Source organism: Schaedlerella arabinosiphila (assembly GCF_003885045.1).
GTDB lineage: Bacteria > Bacillota > Clostridia > Lachnospirales > Lachnospiraceae > Schaedlerella > Schaedlerella arabinosiphila.
This window is the reverse complement of sequence record NZ_RHJS01000002.1, coordinates 3,854,294-3,872,283: the sequence shown is the minus strand read 5'-3', so window position 1 is coordinate 3,872,283 and position 17,990 is coordinate 3,854,294. Positions and strand designations below refer to the sequence as shown.

Genomic DNA, 17,990 nt, shown 5'->3' with positions numbered 1-17,990 from the left:
GTTTATCAATAGAGGGCATGACTTTAAGACCTCCCTTATGGCAGGTTTTTGAAAAATACAGATAGAAATGGAAAGCAGATTTATGTAGCCAGTTTCTGCCGTTTCTTCAGCCGGGCATCCAGATGGATGTTGATGCAGATGACCATGGTGAAAAAAGAATACCGTTTTCTGGTATGGATTCCCATATCATGGAGATGGTAGTCATTCAGAACCCGGTTGTTTACCCTTTCGCAGGAAGTCCGGTTGTTGTAAATCTTTTGGTATTCATCCGTGCCCCGCGCGACGGGGGGATAAAGGCGGATATCCCATTCCGGCTTCGTGTAGACGCATCGGCCATAAGCAGAAGGAGAACATTTTTCTTTACATGGACAGGAATCCACCTTGCCACAGGCAAAAGGGCAGCGCCATTTCCGGGAATGTTTTTGTTTGATGTATCCCCAGTTGACCATGCGGTAGCCAGCCATGCATAGGGGCGTGCCATCCTGGTCAATCGAGAGGGAGTCCGGAATGGAAGTCGGCCTGCCGCGGTTTGTGTTCAGGTCAATGAAAGGCCGGATGTCCCATTCCTGGCAGAGGCCATAGGTGGGATAGTTGTCATGTGCGGAATCCAGGCAGAGATCCCGGATGGGGATATCCGGATTGACCGTTTTAAATTCACGGAGGGAAACAATGGCGCTTACACTGTCGTGCCGCCTGGCATTCAGGAAACGGATATGCAGGGGCAGGTCAATGCCAATGTCCGGATTATGGGAACAGAGCATGTAAAGGGTGTGGCCGAAATAAAAGACCTCTTCATCGCTGTCCCAGCCCCAGTCAGCATCGGGATCAGAGAAATGGCGCCTGCAGGAGCAGTGCTGGATTCCATTCTCCCTACATTTGCAGACTTTATGCCCGTAAGGGGAGGAATGGGAATGGACACAGGTGCCATCGCCGGAAAGGGTAACGCCGTCAGCGGGGAAAAGCCCGTCCCGTAAGGAAGGGATGAGGGCTGCAAGCCGGAAAAACTGTTGGAGCCGTTCTTCATAATGAAAAGGGAACGAATCATGGTTCAGGGCATAAGTGGCCAGGGTATCGGTAATCCCAGAATGCTTATTAGGAAGCTTTTTCCCTTTGCCGGGTTTCCTGGAAGGCTTTTTATTGTTGTGTGCGGGAAAGAGATCTTTGCGTCCCGTCTTCTGCAAAGCTGTTGGCTGAGACCAGAGCCTGTCCATCAGGTCGAAGTAAGAACCCAGCGGGGCGAGGGATGCGGGGGCAAAGCCAGCCAGGACAGCAAGGAGGCTGTCGGCTTTGAGTTTTTCAACCCAGGCGGTAAGGCTGGTAAAGCGAAGCATCACCATGAGGATAAGGGAGCGAATGATCTGCACCTGGTTGATAGCGGGCCGTCCGGTGTGGGAATAGAACTGGGAGAGATCCTCCATAACCGGATCCAGATTAAGAATCCGCAGTTTTTCCCGGACAGCGGCAAATTCAGAATGAAGCCTTATGCGTTGGGAAGAGTCAAGATGTACTTTTGTCTCATGCAGGAAAGCCAGATATTCCTGATGGGACTGCCAGTGAATTAACATAATATGTGTCCTCCTTTGGTATGGTTGAAAAGTGGATAGTTCTTCTTAACCAAAGGGCCGCGTTATTCATTGCATTTTTTGGCAATGAATAACGCGGCCGCACAAACTGGCAGATTTGTCAATAGGAATTTGGGAATTTTTTGATAAAAATATAAAAAATGTAAGCCCCCACTGAAAAGTGGAGGTGAAGAAAAATAAGGGAACTCTGGAAACGCAGTGATTTCAAGGGCTGTGAGTTTCCGAGAGTACTCGCTATACTATAGGAGGTGGCAGGGACATAATGGAATATGAATGTTTACAGAATAACATCCGTCAGTCCATGGGGGAAGATAAGGACCTGTGGATCATGCTCCATTCCTTCAATGCGTTAAGAAGGAAGAATATCGCGTTGGATGAAGGGATTCGGAAATCACTAGAACATTTAAACAATTTCTATGAGGTCACCAATGATAAGAGATATATGGACGTGGCTGTCCAGGAGATCAAGGCATTTCTCATCCTGGGAGGAGAATACCTCAGGAACAAGGAGCAGTTTGACCCCATCCTGGCATCTGAGGGCATTGACTTAGAGCAGCTGCTGTCCCGGTACGGGATCAAGCGGGTGAAGCTGAACAAGAGTCAGATCCGCGGGCTGTTTCGGAAGTGGATGCCGTCTAAAGAGAACCCGGCGAAGATCTCCGAGGTGGTGGATGAGATCATAGAAAGGGTCTTGCACCGTCAGATCGGCAGATATCTGTACTCATACAGGAGAGGCTGCGAAAGGCAGGGCAATATGGATCTGTACGAGCTGATTGTAGAAGAGAGGGACAGCTATTTCCATGATATCACAAGGATGCGGTACTATATTTTTGAAAGGGAGGAGTGATATATGGTCAGGATTGCGGCATTGGATGATGAGACGTGTTGGATCGAGACACTGAGAGAGATTACACAGGAGTTCTTCGAACAGAGAGAGGACGACGAGTATGAATTTTTCGGATATACCAATACGGAAAAGTTCCTGTTTGATATGGAAGAAAGACGGGAGTATGATATCGTCCTGCTGGATATGGAGATGAACGGGACGGATGGACTTAAAATCGGCAGGAAGGTAAGGCTGGGGCATCCGGAGGCGACCATCATCTACGTCACGAACTATGTGGACTATGCGGTACAGGCATACGAGGTTAATGCGTTCCGCTACATTCCCAAGTGCATGCTGAAAGAAAAGCTGCCCGAGGCGTATACGCTTTTGGTGGAGAAGCTGAAGACGCGGGAGAAAAAATTTTTTTCCATACACAACAATGATAAGATGATGAAGATCCCGGAGGATTCCATCTACTATGTGCAAAAGGAAAAGAAATATGTGAATGTCGTGTATGTTGACAAAGAAGAGAGAAAAGAAAAAGTCAGGATGACGTTGGCGGAGGCATACGACAGGCTTACGAAGCAAGATTTTCTGTATATTGACCGGAGCTGTATCGTCAATATTATGCATATCATGGCTTTGGAAAACCGCAAGGTGAAGCTTCGGAACGGGATTTACCTTGACATCAGCCAGCCGCAGTATGCCAATGTGAGAAGACAGATTTCAGATTATTGGAGCAACAGAGGATGACTCAGATTCTATACGGTGTAATTGGCTTTTGCAAAATCATATTTGGGTTCCTTCTCTTTTTCCGGATGTTTCCGGAGAAGCGGTGGAATCAGAGGTGGACAGAAGGAGCCGGGTGGTGTGTACTGATTGGCCTGGCAATTTCTCAGGCGTGGGATTCCCGCAGCGGTTTTATTCCCTGGCTGCAGATTTTTTTAAATGGGATTATAAATGCGGCTATTATAAAAATATTTTATCGGTGCAGATTTTTGGATGTCTGGATCTGGAACTGGCTTTATGATATCGGGTACTCACTGCTTAAGATCCCTTTTATTATTGCGAGAGGAATCTATTTGGACAAAGGAATCTTTTATTTGAATGTGAACGGGGGAAGGGTGTTATCCGAATGTATACTTTGTCTCTTTCAACTGGGTATCATCTGCATTTTCTATTTTAAATGTCAGGAACAGGTGGAATTTCTGCTAAAAGAGCTGCTAAAAAGCAGGAGGAGAAGGTTTCTGTCTCTGCTGACAGAAATGATAATATTACTTGGAATTGATTGGATGATAGAACTTGGGGTAGTTGAATATGACACAATGGACATGGCAGTAGGCGTACTGTTTGTTTTTGCTGTCAGCATGATTTTATTACTATATATGATCTACACAATGTATATGTACAGCAGGATGGAACAAAAAAATCTGTGTATCCATAAGGAAATGCTTGCCAGAGAAAACGAGATTATCACGCAATACTGCCGTCAGGATGCAAAAAGGCTGCATGACCTGAAACATACATGGATCTATCTGCAGAACTGTCTGGAGGAAAAGCGCTGGGGGAAGGCTATGGAATGTATCCATGAGCATCTGGAAGAGGTGAAGCTGTGTCAGCGGCATGTAAGAACAGGAATTCCGGAGATAGACTTGATTCTGGATTATAAATGTCGGCAAATGGAAAAAAACGGGATTCAGTTTTCAGAGGACATTAAAGTAGATTCGCTGCCCGAATCAGTATCAGGAGAAGACTATATGATCATATGGGGAAATCTGCTGGATAACGCCATTGAGGCATCTCAGAAATGTGAAGCAGAAGAACGAGAAATCCATCTGGAAATTAAAAGCGTGAATGAAATGTTTTTGCTGAAGATATGGAATACATGCTTAGAACAACCAAGAAAAATGAAGAGAAATTGGCTGATGACAACGAAAAAGGATTCTATTTGCCATGGATGGGGGATGGCAAATGTGAAGCAGATTGTCGAGTCCGCAGGCGGCGAGATAGACTACACCTGCGGGGGAAACTGGTTTCAGGTAAATATTTTAATATAGGAGAGGGTTGACGAAATGAAAGATGAAGCATTAGATCAGATTTTATATGAATTGGAACAGGCGGAAAGTATGGGGATAGACGAGGAAATTGAAAGAGGCATATCTATTTTGCAAGGTGGATGGTATTCCTTAATCTGCTGCTAAGTGAGGGGCTGTTGTTGTAGCTGCACTTCATATGGAGCTCATGCAGGCAGCTTTTATAACTGTGTGAAACAAGAAAAATTGATAAAAAAGCAGGTCTGTTCCTATATTGGACAGGCCTTTTATAATGCGGTTTTTCGGCGATCTGATATATAGAAACAGCAATTAGATTATCCAAGAATCGCAGTCTCACAGGTGGAAAATTTTAAAGGTCTGATTTTTAGAGAAAAATCCAATTTTGGTTTTTATGAGTAAAAATGTTGTATAGTAATACTTGTAAGAAACAGCGCTGTCTTATAAAAATCACAAAAAGAAAAGGAGAACAAAATTATGTTTAAAAAACAGATTCTTAAAGTGAAACACGGTAAAAAACTGATCGGAGCCGGATTACTTGGCTTGATGCTGATGGGGTCTATGACGGCATTTGCCGGAAATACTACAGATACCTATTATAACGTGAATGTTGGTGCAGGCGGATTTGCCACAGAATCCAGAACTAAAGAGGATTATACATCTTCGTACATCTTCCATCAAGGAGATAGAGCGGTAAATGTAGGTGTTTTTAACGGGGGAGTTAATTATTCTGCGAACGGCGGTTACTACTATGTAGCTGCAGGAACATCCGCATACCTTCCAAATTATGTAAAAGAGAGCGGAAAGAACAGTTGTTATCTGCATTTAAAACCTTCACCTGCCGCACCTTGCCATTTGTATGGTTGCTGGAGCCCGGACAGTATTTGATTTAAACACTATTAGTGCATTGCATTTTCCATAGCCTGTGTACAAGACAGACATTAAATCAAATAGATATATCGAAATATATAAAGTGTAATGGGGGATGCTTTGAAAACGAAAGCATTCCCTGTTGCGTATAGTGCATCCGGATTGCTTACTTGTGGCTAAGATGATTGAGTGTTCGAAGAAGAGAGGTAAGGGTGTGAAAAAAGCGGTAGTTTCAGGAATTGTTGTTGTTCTTGTAGTTTTGGGAATAGGGATGAGCTATATGCTGTCCCGAGGGGGGATACGTACTGAGGAGGAGCAAAAGTCCTACGAAGAGAAGGAAAAACAGGTGGAAAATCTGATGAAGCCTGGGCAGGAGGAAGAAGCGGATGACAGATCGGAAGCATTTTCAAAGGCCTTAAAAGAAAAAGCCGGGCTGACGGTGGATTCCCGCAATATCGTGTCCACCGGCAGTCCCATCACGAGCGGAAATTATTCTTTTACGGTCAACTCCTGGAGCGTATCCAAGGAATCTCCGGGCTATGCTCTGCCGGAGGGGAAGGATGCTACGCAAGGGGGGAGAATCCAGATGGATGCCAACGGAAATATAACAAATGAGTATTCTTATGTTGTTGTGAATCTTACGGTGGAGAATAAAGCGGAAGAGCCGATTACAGATTATCTGTGGGGCTACATGAGGATGCAGGCCTTTGATATGGGTGATTTTATCAGTGAGGTAGACTATCTGGGAGAAGAAACACCGAGAAAATATGGTCATGATTACTCAAAGGAATCCTTCGAGGCGGGAGAGACAAAAAGCTATCCGGTGGTATTCGACATGCCGGATGAGATATTGAATAATCAGGAGATATATCTGGAGATTGATACGAGCGGTGGGAATCCGCAGCCGGAAGATCCGGAATTTGCTGTGAAGCGGTTTATCATATTAAATTGAATGGGTGGAGAGTGAGATTACCAGATTTTATTTGCTATATTGTGCATGAACCCGTAAAATAGGAGGAAGCGAAAAGAAAAAACACATATGGAAAGAGACGGATATGGACTGTAAAATGTGGGAACGGTTGTTAGGAAAAGAAATCTATGCGGAGATTGAGCCTGCATCATGTGAGGCATTGAAGGAAAAGCTGTACCGGCAGTGCAGCAAAACTTTGCTTCGAATCTATGAGGCGGCGGACCGTCATTATGCCGGCAGGCTGGAAGATGTGAATTTTGAAAATTTCTATCGCTTTTTTCTGCAGATTGCTCTGGACTATGGAAAAGAAAAGGCGGGTAGGGAGCACCCATTCGGCAGAGAGGAAGCCGTTATGGTTACGGACAATGTTTTGACCGGGATTCTTCATATTCCGGTCAGATGCCTGATTGAGGATATCCAGGAATGCAGAGAAGGAAAGATGCTTTCCGGAAGGGACGAATGGGAAGAATACCGGGACTATGACGAGCATTTTCTGGGACGGCCGGAGTATATCAGGGAGCTATGCGGCAGGTATCCGGAGCTGCTTCGTCTGGTCTTACGAAGGATCGAACAGATTGTTGATCAGCTTTTCCGTGTATGGGAAGCGGTGGAGGGCAGATTCAGCCCGGTGAAAGCGGAAAGCGTGGAATTGGGGATTTCCGATGTTCATACAGGGGGCAGGACGGCGGCACGAATCCGGCTTGCAGATGGCAGGTCTTTCATCTATAAGCCGCGGAGTCTGCATAAGGACCGGATCTATCAGGGAATCAGCCGATGGTTTTGCAAACGGCTCAGTCTGAGCTTCCGGGAGAGGGAGATATACGAGATGGAGGGCTGCGGGCTGGACTCCTGCATTGAATGTGCTCCCTGTTTGGATAAATCGGAGATAAAACGTTTCTTTTACCGGCTGGGAATCCAGCTATTTATCTGTTATCTTACGGATACGTCGGATATTCACGGAGAGAATCTGATCGCAAACGGGGAATTTCCGGAGCTGATCGACCTGGAGGCCATGCCGGGAGCCGCCGGGCGCAGGGAAGCCCACTCTGACGGCGGGAGTACATGCTCCGGCAGCAGTGACGAAGGCTCCAATGGCGGCACACACATGGATCTTTTCTCTGACAGGTGCGAGGCTTCGGATATGCGGGCGCTGCGGGAATGGATGGAGAAGTCGGTGACCCATACAGGGATTCTGCCGACGGCCTGTTGGGGAAACGATGCGGCACGGGGAAGCGTGAATGCTCTTCATTCCGGGGAAAAGTGTGTTACGCCGTTTTTGCTGCCGACCGTGACTAATCCCAGGTCGTCCAGGATGAAGCTGGCTTACGAGAGAAGGGAAATTCAATTAAAGGATAGTGTGCCGGTGTACCAGGGAAAACCGGCTGAGGTGCAGAGGTATGTGGAGGAGCTGTGTGAAGGGTTCGGGGCGGCCTTTGAGATTGCCTGTAATGAAAAGGAACAGATCAGGAGCCTGTTTGAGCCTTTGTATTCGGAAGAGGGGAGATTCCTGATCCGGCATACTCAGCAGTACGGTATGTATCTCACTGCGTCATTGGCGCCGGAGTTCATGAAGGACGCAAGAAACCGGATATATTTGCTTCATATCCTTAAAAAAGGGCAGAAATCGGAGACAGGATATGCAGCGCTGTTTGCCTATGAGCTGGAAGCTATGATGAATATGGAGATCCCGATCTACTATTTCCGGGGGAAAGGGAAGGAATTACTGGATGGAGCTCAAAAGGCCTATCCAGAGTATTTTGAGCAGAGTGCATACGAAAGCTTCCTAGAAAAACTGCAGCGATTATCGTCTGCGGAACTGGGGAGACAGCAGATGCTCATCCGGCTGTCCATTGGATGCAGCCTGCCGCGGACGGAGGAGAGTGGGTTTCTTTCTACGGAGGTTATCAGAGGGAAGGGAGCGCAGGGAAATGTATTTACCAGATTAGGAAGGCATCTGGCAGGCCTTCGGATAGAAGCCGGAGGCAGGCAGATCTGGACAAGGACGGATTTTTCCGGACAAGCATGGGGAATGAAAGCGGCAGGGATGGATCTGTATGACGGGATTCCCGGGATTGCAGCAGCTTTAGCGGCAGTCATTTCAGCAGGCGGAAGCCGGGAATTTGACGGTCTCTTTGACAGGCTCACGGATGATCTGTTTTGCTATACGGAGAGGTGTCTGGAATCAAAACAGACAGCCCGGTCCGGCCAGACAGGAATGTTTGCCGGGGAAGGCTCTGTGGTATATGCATATCTGCTTCTGTATCGTCTGACGGGCCGCAGGCAGTATCTGGATTATGCAGACAGGCATGTGCGGATCGTCCGGGCCGCAGAGGAGAAGGATACCAGCTATGACCTTCTTTCCGGAAATGCAGGCTGGATCGTGGTATTGCTCAAACTGTATCAGGAGACGAAGGAGGAAGCGTATCTTTCGTATGCCGTCCGGGCCGGGGAGCTGCTGTGGGAGAAGCGGACAGTTATGGAAACGGGCTGCGGCTGGCTGTGCGCGTCGGAGAAGGCCCCTCTGGCCGGTATGGCACATGGGAACAGCGGTGCGGTTCTGGCCTATGCAAGGCTGATGAAATATACGAAGGCTCCGGAGTATGCGGGCAGGCTTCGGCAGATTCTGGAATATGAGGATTCTTTGTATTTAGAGAAGGAAAGGAACTGGAAGGATTTGCGCAGCCGGGAAAACAGAGGGAGTCATACCAATGCGTGGTGCCACGGCGGAAGCGGGATCTTGCTGTCACGGCTGAGTCTGCTGGAATTGGAGGGATTTCAGGAGGATAAGAGAGTGGCGCGGGATATCGAGAGAGGGACTGCATGTCTGATGCGGTGGAAGAAAGACAGCAGTATCTGTCTCTGCCATGGGCTTGCCGGGAAATATATGATCCTGTGTGAAGCGGCGAAAGCGCTGGGCCGGGATGAACTGCGGAAGGAAAGCGCAAAGATAAGGAGAAGGATTTTGGAACTGGAAAGGGTGCCGGTGCAGGAGTATTACAATGCATCTCTGATGGCAGGGATATCCGGGGCGGCTTTGGCTCTGTGCGAGGCAGATGCAGAGTTGCTGTATTAATGGAAAAAGCTGTTGGCCGCTCTGGGAAAACAATTTCTCTAAGAGCGGCCAAGCTGAATTTTATTTAGGATCTGCTTTGCGGATATCGGGGGTAGGATTCGTCCTTTCTGCAATTTTCCGAATATCATCTGCTGTTAAAACAGTCATAGCATTGCTGATCTCCTCAATGGACAGACCGGCATGGAGCAAGATTTTTGAGAACTTCAATTCATTTGTTTTAGTCACACTTTTAGTCACACTTTTGGTCACGTTTTTAGTCACATTTTTTTCAATCTCTCGTCCATATTGAATCTTTTCTTCTTCAAATAACTGTCCGACCTTTGTCATCATAATCCACTCCTTAATCTGTTTGGAAACTTCATTATATCAGAATCTAATCCAAACGGCAAATCACTTTTGCAACCAGTATCCATCCTGTCCATATGATAGTTGTTCCATCAAATGAGTGTTTTCCGGCTGAGAAGCCATGAAAAAGCAGATCCTGATACCTAGGAAGTATCCGGCGGACAGATAGAATAATTTGAAAAAAATACTGTCCGTGATTTTGATGTGCTGATAGTATAGCACGGCATGGGAGCAGATGCAACAGAAAATTTTAAAGGTCACAAATTCAGAGAAAAAGCCGCTTTTGTTTTTACAAATTAAAAATGATATATAATAATACATGTAAGAAACAGTGCTGTTTTATACTTTGTTAATTGGCCGAATGGCCATAATGGGATGGTATATTATGAGTAGCAGATGGAGTCCTGACAGTATTTAATTATAAGTATCATTTCGATTATATGAGGGAAGGAGAAACTATATTCTAACCTGAAACAACTATGAGAAGAACAAAAAGAACATTTATGGCCGCAGGCATTATACTGTTGGTGCTGCTGGCCGCAGGATATAGGAATATTAACCGAAAAATACCTCCTGCTGTATTGAACGAAGCCAGGATTGGGGAGCAGCTGGAATTTCAGGATGGAGTTATGATCTCTGTAGTTTCTTATCGCTTTTTGTCAGATCAAGAACAGGAACAGCTGGTCGCAAAAATGGATCGTGAGCCTATGGTAGGATTCAAAATTCTTGAAGTGAAGCTTACAATTGAAAATACGACTGCGGAAAACAAAAAGATTATAATGACGGACTTATATGTGGAAGGAATAGGGATGGGAAATGGAATCTCAAAAGGTATTATAGATGTGTCAGGAGATTGCTACAGCAGTCTCCAGCAGGAATTGCAGCCAGGAGAGAGCAGGCAGATATGTTTTCCATATGATATTTTAAAAAATGAGATTTTTGAAAGAGAATGGGAAAGAATAGAGGAACGTGAATTTTGGTTGGTATTTTCCTCTTATCCTGTTAAAAACAAATTACTGCTGTCATGAGAGGAAGAAGAACATGAATGAAATCTTAAAAGAAGAAATCAGGCGGTCAATACGAAGCAGAGGAATGGCCATGTCATTGATATTGGGCGGGATTATTGCGGCAGCGCAGGTCATTCAGTACCAGTGCCGAAATTCTTATTGGAATCTGACAAGAAATATGGAAGCTGCCTCAATCTTGTACCCGTTTTCAGCAGCTGATTCGTGGCTTGCGGGAGGCGCAGTGTGCATGGAAGCGTTTATATATTTTTTGCTCATCCCAATCCTTGCGGTTCTGCCCTTTGGGACTTCCTATTTTTCAGATCAGACACGTGGTTTTTTGAAAGGGCTGTATACACGCGTATCCAGAAGGGATTACCTGACAGCAAAATATATTGCGGTGTTTTTTTCCGGAGGTCTGGCGGTTTTCCTGCCGCTGATATTGAATCTGCTGTGTGCCCTGGTATTATTGCCGAATCTGCTGCCGCAGTGTGTATTTCCTAACAATCTGATCTGCGCGGCGAATCTGTTTTATCAGGTTTATTTTTCACATCCGATCCTATATACAGTGATCTTCCTGTGTATAGACTTTGTGATGGGAGGAATCTGGGCCTGTACCGCGCTGGCGTGCAGCTTCATTTCGGATTATAAGATTGTTGCTGCAGTCTGTCCATTCTTTCTGCAGCTTGGTATCCATGTAATCTGTACTATGCTGAACGCAATTGACTATTCCAGCATTTATTTTACACAGTCCGGTTATGGGATGAAAAGCGCTGTTGCTCTGGCAGCATATGTTATCATTGGCCTTACATCAACCTGGGCAATATTCAGAAAAAAGGGGGAGACGGAAGATATATTCTGATCTTGCTATAAATCGGAATCTTGTTGGAAAAAGCAGTTGGCCGCCCTGAGGAAACAATTTCTCTAAGAGCGGCCAAGCTGAATTTTATTCCCGCGAAGCAACGAGCCAAGTAGCCATGCTTGCATGGGTATTTGACTTAGGATCTGCTTTGCGGATATCGGGGGTAGGATTCATCCTTTCTGCAATTTTCCGAATATCATCTGTTGTTAAAACTGTCATAGCATTGCTGATCTCCTCAATGGACAGACCGGCATGGAGCAAGATTTTTGAGAACTTCAATTCATTTGTTTTAGTCACACTTTTGGTCACATTTTTTTCAATCTCTCGTCCATATTGAATCTTTTCTTCTTCAAATAACTGTCCGACCTTTGTCATCATAATCCACTCCTTAATCTGTTTGGAATCTTCCTTCGTGATCACTTTATCTGCGAATACCAGCATTCCGGATAACAGGAAACGCTGCATATCCGCATCTTCCAGCAGCTTTGCCATCTCAAAGCATCGCCGTATACACGCCTGTTTTTCTTCGTTTCCCTTGCAGGTCAGGGGAAGGATGATAAATTCCATCTGTTCCTCCGCTGATAAATCCTGATTCCCCTGGAATCTGGCCTGCAGCCGGGCCTCGGTCTGTTCAGAATCCTTTTGGATCAGAAACGCCTCTTCCAGCTGAAACTGCAGACAGCCGATGTCCATTCTCTTTTTGGTCTGCTGCGGCTGAATATCTGCGGTATAAATGACGATCATTCGGATCTTGCATGGAAAATGGTGCTGTTCCATATTTCGTTTTAATGTGCGGACGATATAATTCAGATATTTAATCTTATTGGAGTCCGCATAGGTACTTTCATAATCTACCAATGCCAGAGAATCATCTTTCAGTAAAAAAAGATGATCCAACCGCAGTTCATTGGCTTCGATAGCCGGAAGGTTTGTGGGCTGCACTTCCTTGATCTCCGGGAGCTCCAATCCGTACACAGCAAAGGACTTGCCCTTAAGATTTTCCCCGAAATATTTTGAAGCTACATCTTTGTTCTGCCATGCAATGGATGGCTTTCCGGGAGCAGCTCTGCGGTCTCCGGAGTTGTTAAGAACTTTAACAGCAGTTCTTCTTTTGGTTTTTGACATACATGTCCTCCTTTTCTGACAGGAGGCATAGTGCTCAATAATGCCATAAGGAGAAGTCTGCTTTGTCCACTTCATTATATCAGAATCTGATCCAAACGGCAAATCAGTTTTGCAACCAGTATCCATCCTGTCCGTATGATAGTTGTTCCATCAAATGAGTGTTTTCCGGCTGAGAAGCCATGAAAAAACAGATCCTGATACCTGTGAAGTATCCGGCGGACAGATAGAATCATTTGAAAAAAATACTGCCCGTGACTTTGATGTGTTGATAGTATAGCACGGCGGGGAAGCAGATGCAACAGAAAATTTTAAAGGTCACAAATTCAGAGAAAAAGCTGCTGGCCGCTCTGAAAAAACAATTTCTCCGAGAGCGGCCAAGCTGAATTTTATTTAGGATCTGCTTTGCGGATATCGGGTTTGGGATTTATCTTTTCTGCAATTTTCCGAATATCATCTGCTGTTAAAACAGTCATAGCATTGCTGATCTCCTCAATGGACAGACCGGCATGGAGCAAGATTTTTGAGAACTTCAATTCATTTGTTTTAGTCACATTTTTAGTCACGTTTTCGGTCACATTTTTCGTTACATCCTTTGTTACTCTTCTTTCAATCTCCCGTCCATATTGAATCTTTTCTTCTTCAAATAACTGTCCGACCTTCGTCATCATAATCCACTCCTTAATCTGTTTGGAATCTTCCTTCGTGATCACTTTATCTGCGAATACCAGCATTCCGGATAACAGGAAACGCTGCATATCCGCATCCTCCAGCAGCTTTGCCATCTCAAAGCATCGTCGTATACACGCCTGTTTTTCTTCGTTTCCCTTGCAGGTCAGGGGAAGAATGATAAATTCCATCTGTTCCTCCGCTGATAATTCCTGATTCCCCTGGAATCTTGCCTGCAGCCGGGCCTCGGTCTGTTCAGAATCCTTCTGGATCAAAAACGCTTCTTCCAGCTGAAACTGCAGACAGCCGATGTCCATTCTTTCCTTGGTCTGCTGCGGCTGAATATCTGCGGTATAAATGACGATCATTCGGATCTTGCATGGAAAATGGTGCTGTTCCATATTTCGCTTTAATGTGCGGACAATATAATTCAGATACTTAATCTTATTGGAGTCCGCATAGGTACTTTCGTAATCCACCAATGCCAGAGAATCATCTTTCAGTAAAAAAAGATGATCCAACCGCAGTTCATTGGCTTCGATAGCCGGAAGGTTTGTGGGCTGCACTTCCTTGATCTCCGGGAGCTCCAACCCATACACGGCAAAGGACTTGCCCTTAAGATTTTCCCCGAAATATTTTGAGGTTATATCTTTGTTCTGCCATGCAATGGATGGCTTTCCGGGAGCAGATCTGCGGTCTCCGGAGTTGTTAAGAACTTTAACAGCAGTTCTTCTTTTGGTTTTTGACATACATGTCCTCCTTTTCTGACAGGAAGAATCGTGATAAATGCCATAAAGAGAACCAGGTTATGTCCACTTCATTATATCAGAATCTGATCCAAACGGCAAATCAGTTTTACAACCAGTATCCATCCTGTCCATATGATAGTTGTTCCATCAAATGAGTGTTTTCCGGCTGAGAAGCCATGAAAAAACAGATCCTGATACCTGGGAAGTATCCGGCGGACAGATAGAATAATTTGAAAAAATACTGCCCGTGATTTTGATGTGCTGATAGTATAGCACGGCGGGGAAGCAGATGCAACAGAAAATTTTAAAGGTCACAAATTCAGAGAAAAAGCTGCTGGCCGCTCTGAAAAAACAATTTCTCTAAGAGCGGCCAAGCTGAATTTTATTTAGGATCTGCTTTGCGGATATCGGGGGTAGGATTCATCCTTTCTGCAATTTTTCGAACATCATCTGCTGTTAAAACAGTCATTGCATTGCTGATCTCCTCAATGGACAGACCGGCATGGAGCAAGATTTTTGAGAACTTCAATTCATTTGTTTTAGTCACATTTTTTTCAATCTCCCGTCCATATTGAATCTTTTCTTCTTCAAATAACTGTCCGACCTTTGTCATCATAATCCACTCCTTAATCTGTTTGGAATCTTCCTTCGTGATCACTTTATCTGCGAATACCAGCATTCCGGATAACAAGAAACGCTGCATATCCGCATCCTCCAGCAGCTTCGCCATCTCAAAGCATCGTCGTATACACGCCTGTTTTTCTTCGTTTCCCTTGCAGGTCAGGGGAAGGATGATAAATTCCATCTGTTCCGCCGCTGATAATTCCTGATTTCCCTGGAATCTTGCCTGCAGCCGGGCCTCGGTCTGTTCAGAATCCTTCTGGATCAAAAACGCTTCTTCCAGCTGAAACTGCAGACAGCCGATGTCCATTCTTTCCTTGGTCTGCTGCGGCTGAATATCTGCGGTATAAATGACGATCATTCGGATCTTGCATGGAAAATGGTGCTGTTCCATATTTCGCTTTAATGTGCGGACAATATAATTCAGATACTTAATCTTATTGGAGTCCGCATAGGTACTTTCGTAATCCACCAATGCCAGAGAATCATCTTTCAGTAAAAAAAGATGATCCAACCGCAGTTCATTGGCTTCGATAGCCGGAAGGTTTGTGGGCTGCACTTCCTTGATCTCCGGGAGCTCCAACCCATACACGGCAAAGGACTTGCCCTTAAGATTTTCCCCGAAATATTTTGAGGTTATATCTTTGTTCTGCCATGCAATGGATGGCTTTCCGGGAGCAGATCTGCGGTCTCCGGAGTTGTTAAGAACTTTAACAGCAGTTCTTCTTTTGGTTTTTGACATACATGTCCTCCTTTTCTGACAGGAAGAATCGTGATAAATGCCATAAAGAGAACCAGGTTATGTCCACTTCATTATATCAGAATCTGATCCAAACGGCAAATCAGTTTTACAACCAGTATCCATCCTGTCCATATGATAGTTGTTCCATCAAATGAGTGTTTTCCGGCTGAGAAGCCATGAAAAAACAGATCCTGATACCTGGGAAGTATCCGGCGGACAGATAGAATAATTTGAAAAAATACTGCCCGTGATTTTGATGTGCTGTCAGTATAGCACGATCGTATAAGATATGCAACAGATAATTTCGCCTTCGGTAAGGAGGGGGATTTCTCAAGTTATAGTTCGCGGTCGGTCAGATAACAGGCCGTAAACTGTAAATTTCTCAAATTTATTAGAAAAACGCCGTGCAGCATAGTGCACGGCGTCGTGTAAACTGTAACAAGTATTCAACATGTATTTCATATTCACTCAGCCTTTTTTCATCTTCATCCTCTTGATGACCTTCAGCCGTGTAAATTCTTCTCTGTCTTTTTCCTCCAATGCATTCGTAATGCTGCTGACCAGCTCGGTATACATGGGAATCGTGATGTTCTGCAGCGCATTGGCGCGCTTCTGTGTCTTTTTGATATTGGAAGCCAGCCGGTAGGCCGCATTCTCAACCATGGACAGCTTTACGGTCAGATCCTTTACTTTCTGAAATGCCCTGGTAGCCTGGTCGATGGATTCCCGGGTGGTACTGAATGCATAGGTGGGCAATTCATGAACCGGCGCGTATTTCACATGGGGGATTTCTGTTCCCATGATACTGCGGGAGCGGATCGAGATGGAATTTTCAATGGGTACCGTGTAGGCTAACTGAGATACCATATTGATTCCGTGCTCGATGTTGGCGCGCTGCAGGCACTGGTAAGCATAGGTAAAGGTGCTGTCGATCTCATCCTGGATATCCCGGGCTTCGTCGATCAGGGACATCAGCTCACGGATCAGGATGTTCCGCTTCTTATCCATCAGGTCATAACCCTGGCGGGCGAGTGCCAGTGAGTTCTTCGCCAGCATCAGATTTCCTTTGGTTGGAAAAGTTCGTGGGTCCATACGGTGCAGCCTCCTTTACTCGTCATCCTCCGGCATTGGCTTGTAGTACTTATCCAGGATCTTCGTATCCACACGGTCCAGCTCTTCCCTGGGAAGGCGTCCCAACAGCTCCCAGCCCAGGTCGAGAGTTGCTTCCATGCTTCGGTTTTCGTTCACTCCCTGCCCGATGTAACGGGTTTCAAAATCCTTTCCAAATGCCAGGTATTTCTTATCCGTGGGCGACAGCTCATCTTCTCCGATAACAGATGCCAGGTTCCGGGCGTCCCCCACCTTCGCGTAGGCGGAGAATAACTGGTTGGCCAGATCCTGATGATCTTCTCTCGTATAGCCTGCCCCGATGCCGTCCTTCATCAGACGGGAGAGGGAAGGGAGAATGTTGATCGGCGGATAGATGGACTGTCCGTGCAGCGTACGATCCAGTACGATCTGCCCCTCGGTAATATATCCGGTCAGGTCGGGGATCGGATGGGTAATATCGTCATTGGGCATGGTCAGGATGGGGAGCTGTGTTACGGAGCCGTCCACACCCTGAACGATGCCGGCGCGCTCATACAGGGTCGCCAGCTCGCTGTACAGATATCCAGGATATCCTTTTCGGCTGGGGATCTCTCCCTTGGAGGAGGATACCTCACGCATGGCCTCGGCAAACGAGGTCATATCTGTCAGGATAACCAGAATGTGCATATTCTGTTCAAATGCCAGATATTCCGCAACCGTCAGCGCCACCTTCGGCGTGATCAGACGCTCCACCACCGGATCATTTGCCAGGTTCAAAAACATGGCCACATGGTCGGCAACGCCGCTGTCCTCGAAGGTACGGCGGAAGAAGTCTGCCACATCGTGCTTGACGCCCATTGCGGCAAATACAATGGCGAAATCTTCATCGGAATCCTCACCCAGGGAAGCCTGCTTCACGATCTGCGCCGCAAGCTGGTCATGGGGAAGGCCGTTTCCGGAGAAAATCGGCAGCTTCTGGCCGCGGATCAGTGTGGTCAGGCCGTCGATGGCGGAAACCCCGGTGTGGATATAGTTTCTGGGGTATTCCCGCTTGACCGGATTCAGGGGCAGGCCGTTCACATCCCGACGAAGCGAAGAAGTGATGGGGCCCAGGTCGTCGATGGGCTGCCCGATGCCGTTAAAGGTACGGCCCAGCATATCCGGGGAGAGTGTGACCTCCATGGGATGTCCGGTAAGCCTTGTGTGGGTATTTTTCAAGGACATGTTCTCAGAACCCTCAAATACCTGGATAACCGCACGGTCCTCGTAGATCTCCACGATACGCCCGATCTTCCGCTGCGTACCGCCTATCACAAACTCCACGATCTCGTCGTAGAACGCGCCCTGCACGCCCTCCAGGGCGATCAGAGGGCCGTTGATACTGCTTAAGCCTAAATATTCAATTGACATGGTA

16 protein-coding genes are annotated in these 17,990 nt (G+C 46.2%); 9 read left to right on the top strand and 7 right to left on the bottom strand.

Annotated elements, in window-relative coordinates:
• Positions 1 to 80: 80 nt before the first annotated feature.
• The gene (locus tag EBB54_RS18500) at positions 81 to 1,565 is read right to left on the bottom strand and encodes a transposase (RefSeq protein WP_125126673.1); all 1,485 of its coding nucleotides are present in this window, start codon (positions 1,563 to 1,565) and stop codon (positions 81 to 83) included.
• 280 nt (positions 1,566 to 1,845) lie between these two features.
• On the opposite strand from EBB54_RS18500, the gene EBB54_RS18495 reads away from it, so the two are divergent.
• The 7 genes from EBB54_RS18495 (at position 1,846) to lanM (ending at position 9,373) form a co-directional block, all read left to right on the top strand.
• Positions 1,846 to 2,430 (top strand): hypothetical protein, encoded by a 585-nt coding sequence (locus EBB54_RS18495; RefSeq protein WP_125128495.1) that lies wholly within the window; start codon positions 1,846 to 1,848, stop codon positions 2,428 to 2,430.
• 3 nt (positions 2,431 to 2,433) lie between these two features.
• Positions 2,434 to 3,162, top strand: coding sequence for a LytR/AlgR family response regulator transcription factor (locus EBB54_RS18490; RefSeq protein WP_125128494.1), 729 nt, complete (start codon positions 2,434 to 2,436; stop codon positions 3,160 to 3,162).
• Positions 3,159 to 4,466, top strand: a complete 1,308-nt coding sequence (locus EBB54_RS18485; RefSeq protein WP_125128493.1) for an ATP-binding protein — start codon at positions 3,159 to 3,161, stop codon at positions 4,464 to 4,466. Before EBB54_RS18490 ends, EBB54_RS18485 begins: the two co-directional genes overlap by 4 nt.
• Positions 4,467 to 4,481: 15 nt before the next feature.
• Complete coding sequence (locus tag EBB54_RS31635) at positions 4,482 to 4,610, top strand: hypothetical protein (RefSeq protein ID WP_279229973.1); 129 nt, start codon at positions 4,482 to 4,484, stop codon at positions 4,608 to 4,610.
• A 327-nt stretch (positions 4,611 to 4,937) separates the two neighbouring features.
• Complete coding sequence (locus EBB54_RS18480) at positions 4,938 to 5,348, top strand: DUF2712 domain-containing protein (RefSeq protein WP_125128492.1); 411 nt, start codon at positions 4,938 to 4,940, stop codon at positions 5,346 to 5,348.
• Between the two features lie 196 nt (positions 5,349 to 5,544).
• Positions 5,545 to 6,282 carry a DUF4352 domain-containing protein gene (locus EBB54_RS18475; protein WP_125128491.1) on the top strand — a complete coding sequence of 246 codons (738 nt, stop codon included), beginning with the start codon at positions 5,545 to 5,547 and terminating at the stop codon, positions 6,280 to 6,282.
• 103 nt (positions 6,283 to 6,385) lie between these two features.
• Positions 6,386 to 9,373, top strand: coding sequence for a type 2 lanthipeptide synthetase LanM (gene lanM, locus EBB54_RS18470; RefSeq protein WP_125128490.1), 2,988 nt, complete (start codon positions 6,386 to 6,388; stop codon positions 9,371 to 9,373).
• Positions 9,374 to 9,433: 60 nt separating this feature from the next.
• Here lanM and EBB54_RS18465 read toward each other — a convergent pair whose 3' ends face one another.
• A complete protein-coding gene (locus EBB54_RS18465) occupies positions 9,434 to 9,703 on the bottom strand; it encodes a hypothetical protein (protein WP_243127722.1) in 270 nt (89 codons plus the stop codon).
• Between the two features lie 494 nt (positions 9,704 to 10,197).
• Here EBB54_RS18465 and EBB54_RS18460 point away from each other — a divergent pair, with 494 nt between their 5' ends.
• Entirely contained in the window at positions 10,198 to 10,746 is a 549-nt protein-coding gene (locus EBB54_RS18460; protein ID WP_243127721.1) for a hypothetical protein, read from the top strand.
• A gap of 13 nt (positions 10,747 to 10,759) precedes the next feature.
• On the top strand, positions 10,760 to 11,584 hold the full coding sequence (locus EBB54_RS18455; RefSeq protein WP_243127720.1) for a hypothetical protein: 825 nt from the start codon (positions 10,760 to 10,762) through the stop codon (positions 11,582 to 11,584).
• Positions 11,585 to 11,668: 84 nt separating this feature from the next.
• On the opposite strand, the gene EBB54_RS18450 is transcribed toward EBB54_RS18455, so the two are convergent.
• The 5 genes from EBB54_RS18450 to EBB54_RS18430 all read right to left on the bottom strand — a co-directional run bounded on the left by EBB54_RS18450 (position 11,669) and on the right by EBB54_RS18430 (position 17,986).
• Positions 11,669 to 12,709 carry a hypothetical protein gene (locus EBB54_RS18450; RefSeq protein WP_125128489.1) on the bottom strand — a complete coding sequence of 347 codons (1,041 nt, stop codon included), beginning with the start codon at positions 12,707 to 12,709 and terminating at the stop codon, positions 11,669 to 11,671.
• A 386-nt stretch (positions 12,710 to 13,095) separates the two neighbouring features.
• Positions 13,096 to 14,124: a hypothetical protein gene (locus tag EBB54_RS18445; RefSeq protein ID WP_125128488.1), complete on the bottom strand. Its 1,029-nt coding sequence runs from the start codon at positions 14,122 to 14,124 to the stop codon at positions 13,096 to 13,098.
• Between the two features lie 382 nt (positions 14,125 to 14,506).
• The gene (locus EBB54_RS18440) at positions 14,507 to 15,487 is read right to left on the bottom strand and encodes a hypothetical protein (protein ID WP_125128487.1); all 981 of its coding nucleotides are present in this window, start codon (positions 15,485 to 15,487) and stop codon (positions 14,507 to 14,509) included.
• Positions 15,488 to 15,955: 468 nt separating this feature from the next.
• Positions 15,956 to 16,579, bottom strand: a complete 624-nt coding sequence (locus tag EBB54_RS18435) for a V-type ATP synthase subunit D (protein ID WP_004070200.1) — start codon at positions 16,577 to 16,579, stop codon at positions 15,956 to 15,958.
• A gap of 15 nt (positions 16,580 to 16,594) precedes the next feature.
• Positions 16,595 to 17,986 carry a V-type ATP synthase subunit B gene (locus EBB54_RS18430; RefSeq protein ID WP_004070198.1) on the bottom strand — a complete coding sequence of 464 codons (1,392 nt, stop codon included), beginning with the start codon at positions 17,984 to 17,986 and terminating at the stop codon, positions 16,595 to 16,597.
• Between the last annotated feature and the right edge of the window lie 4 nt (positions 17,987 to 17,990).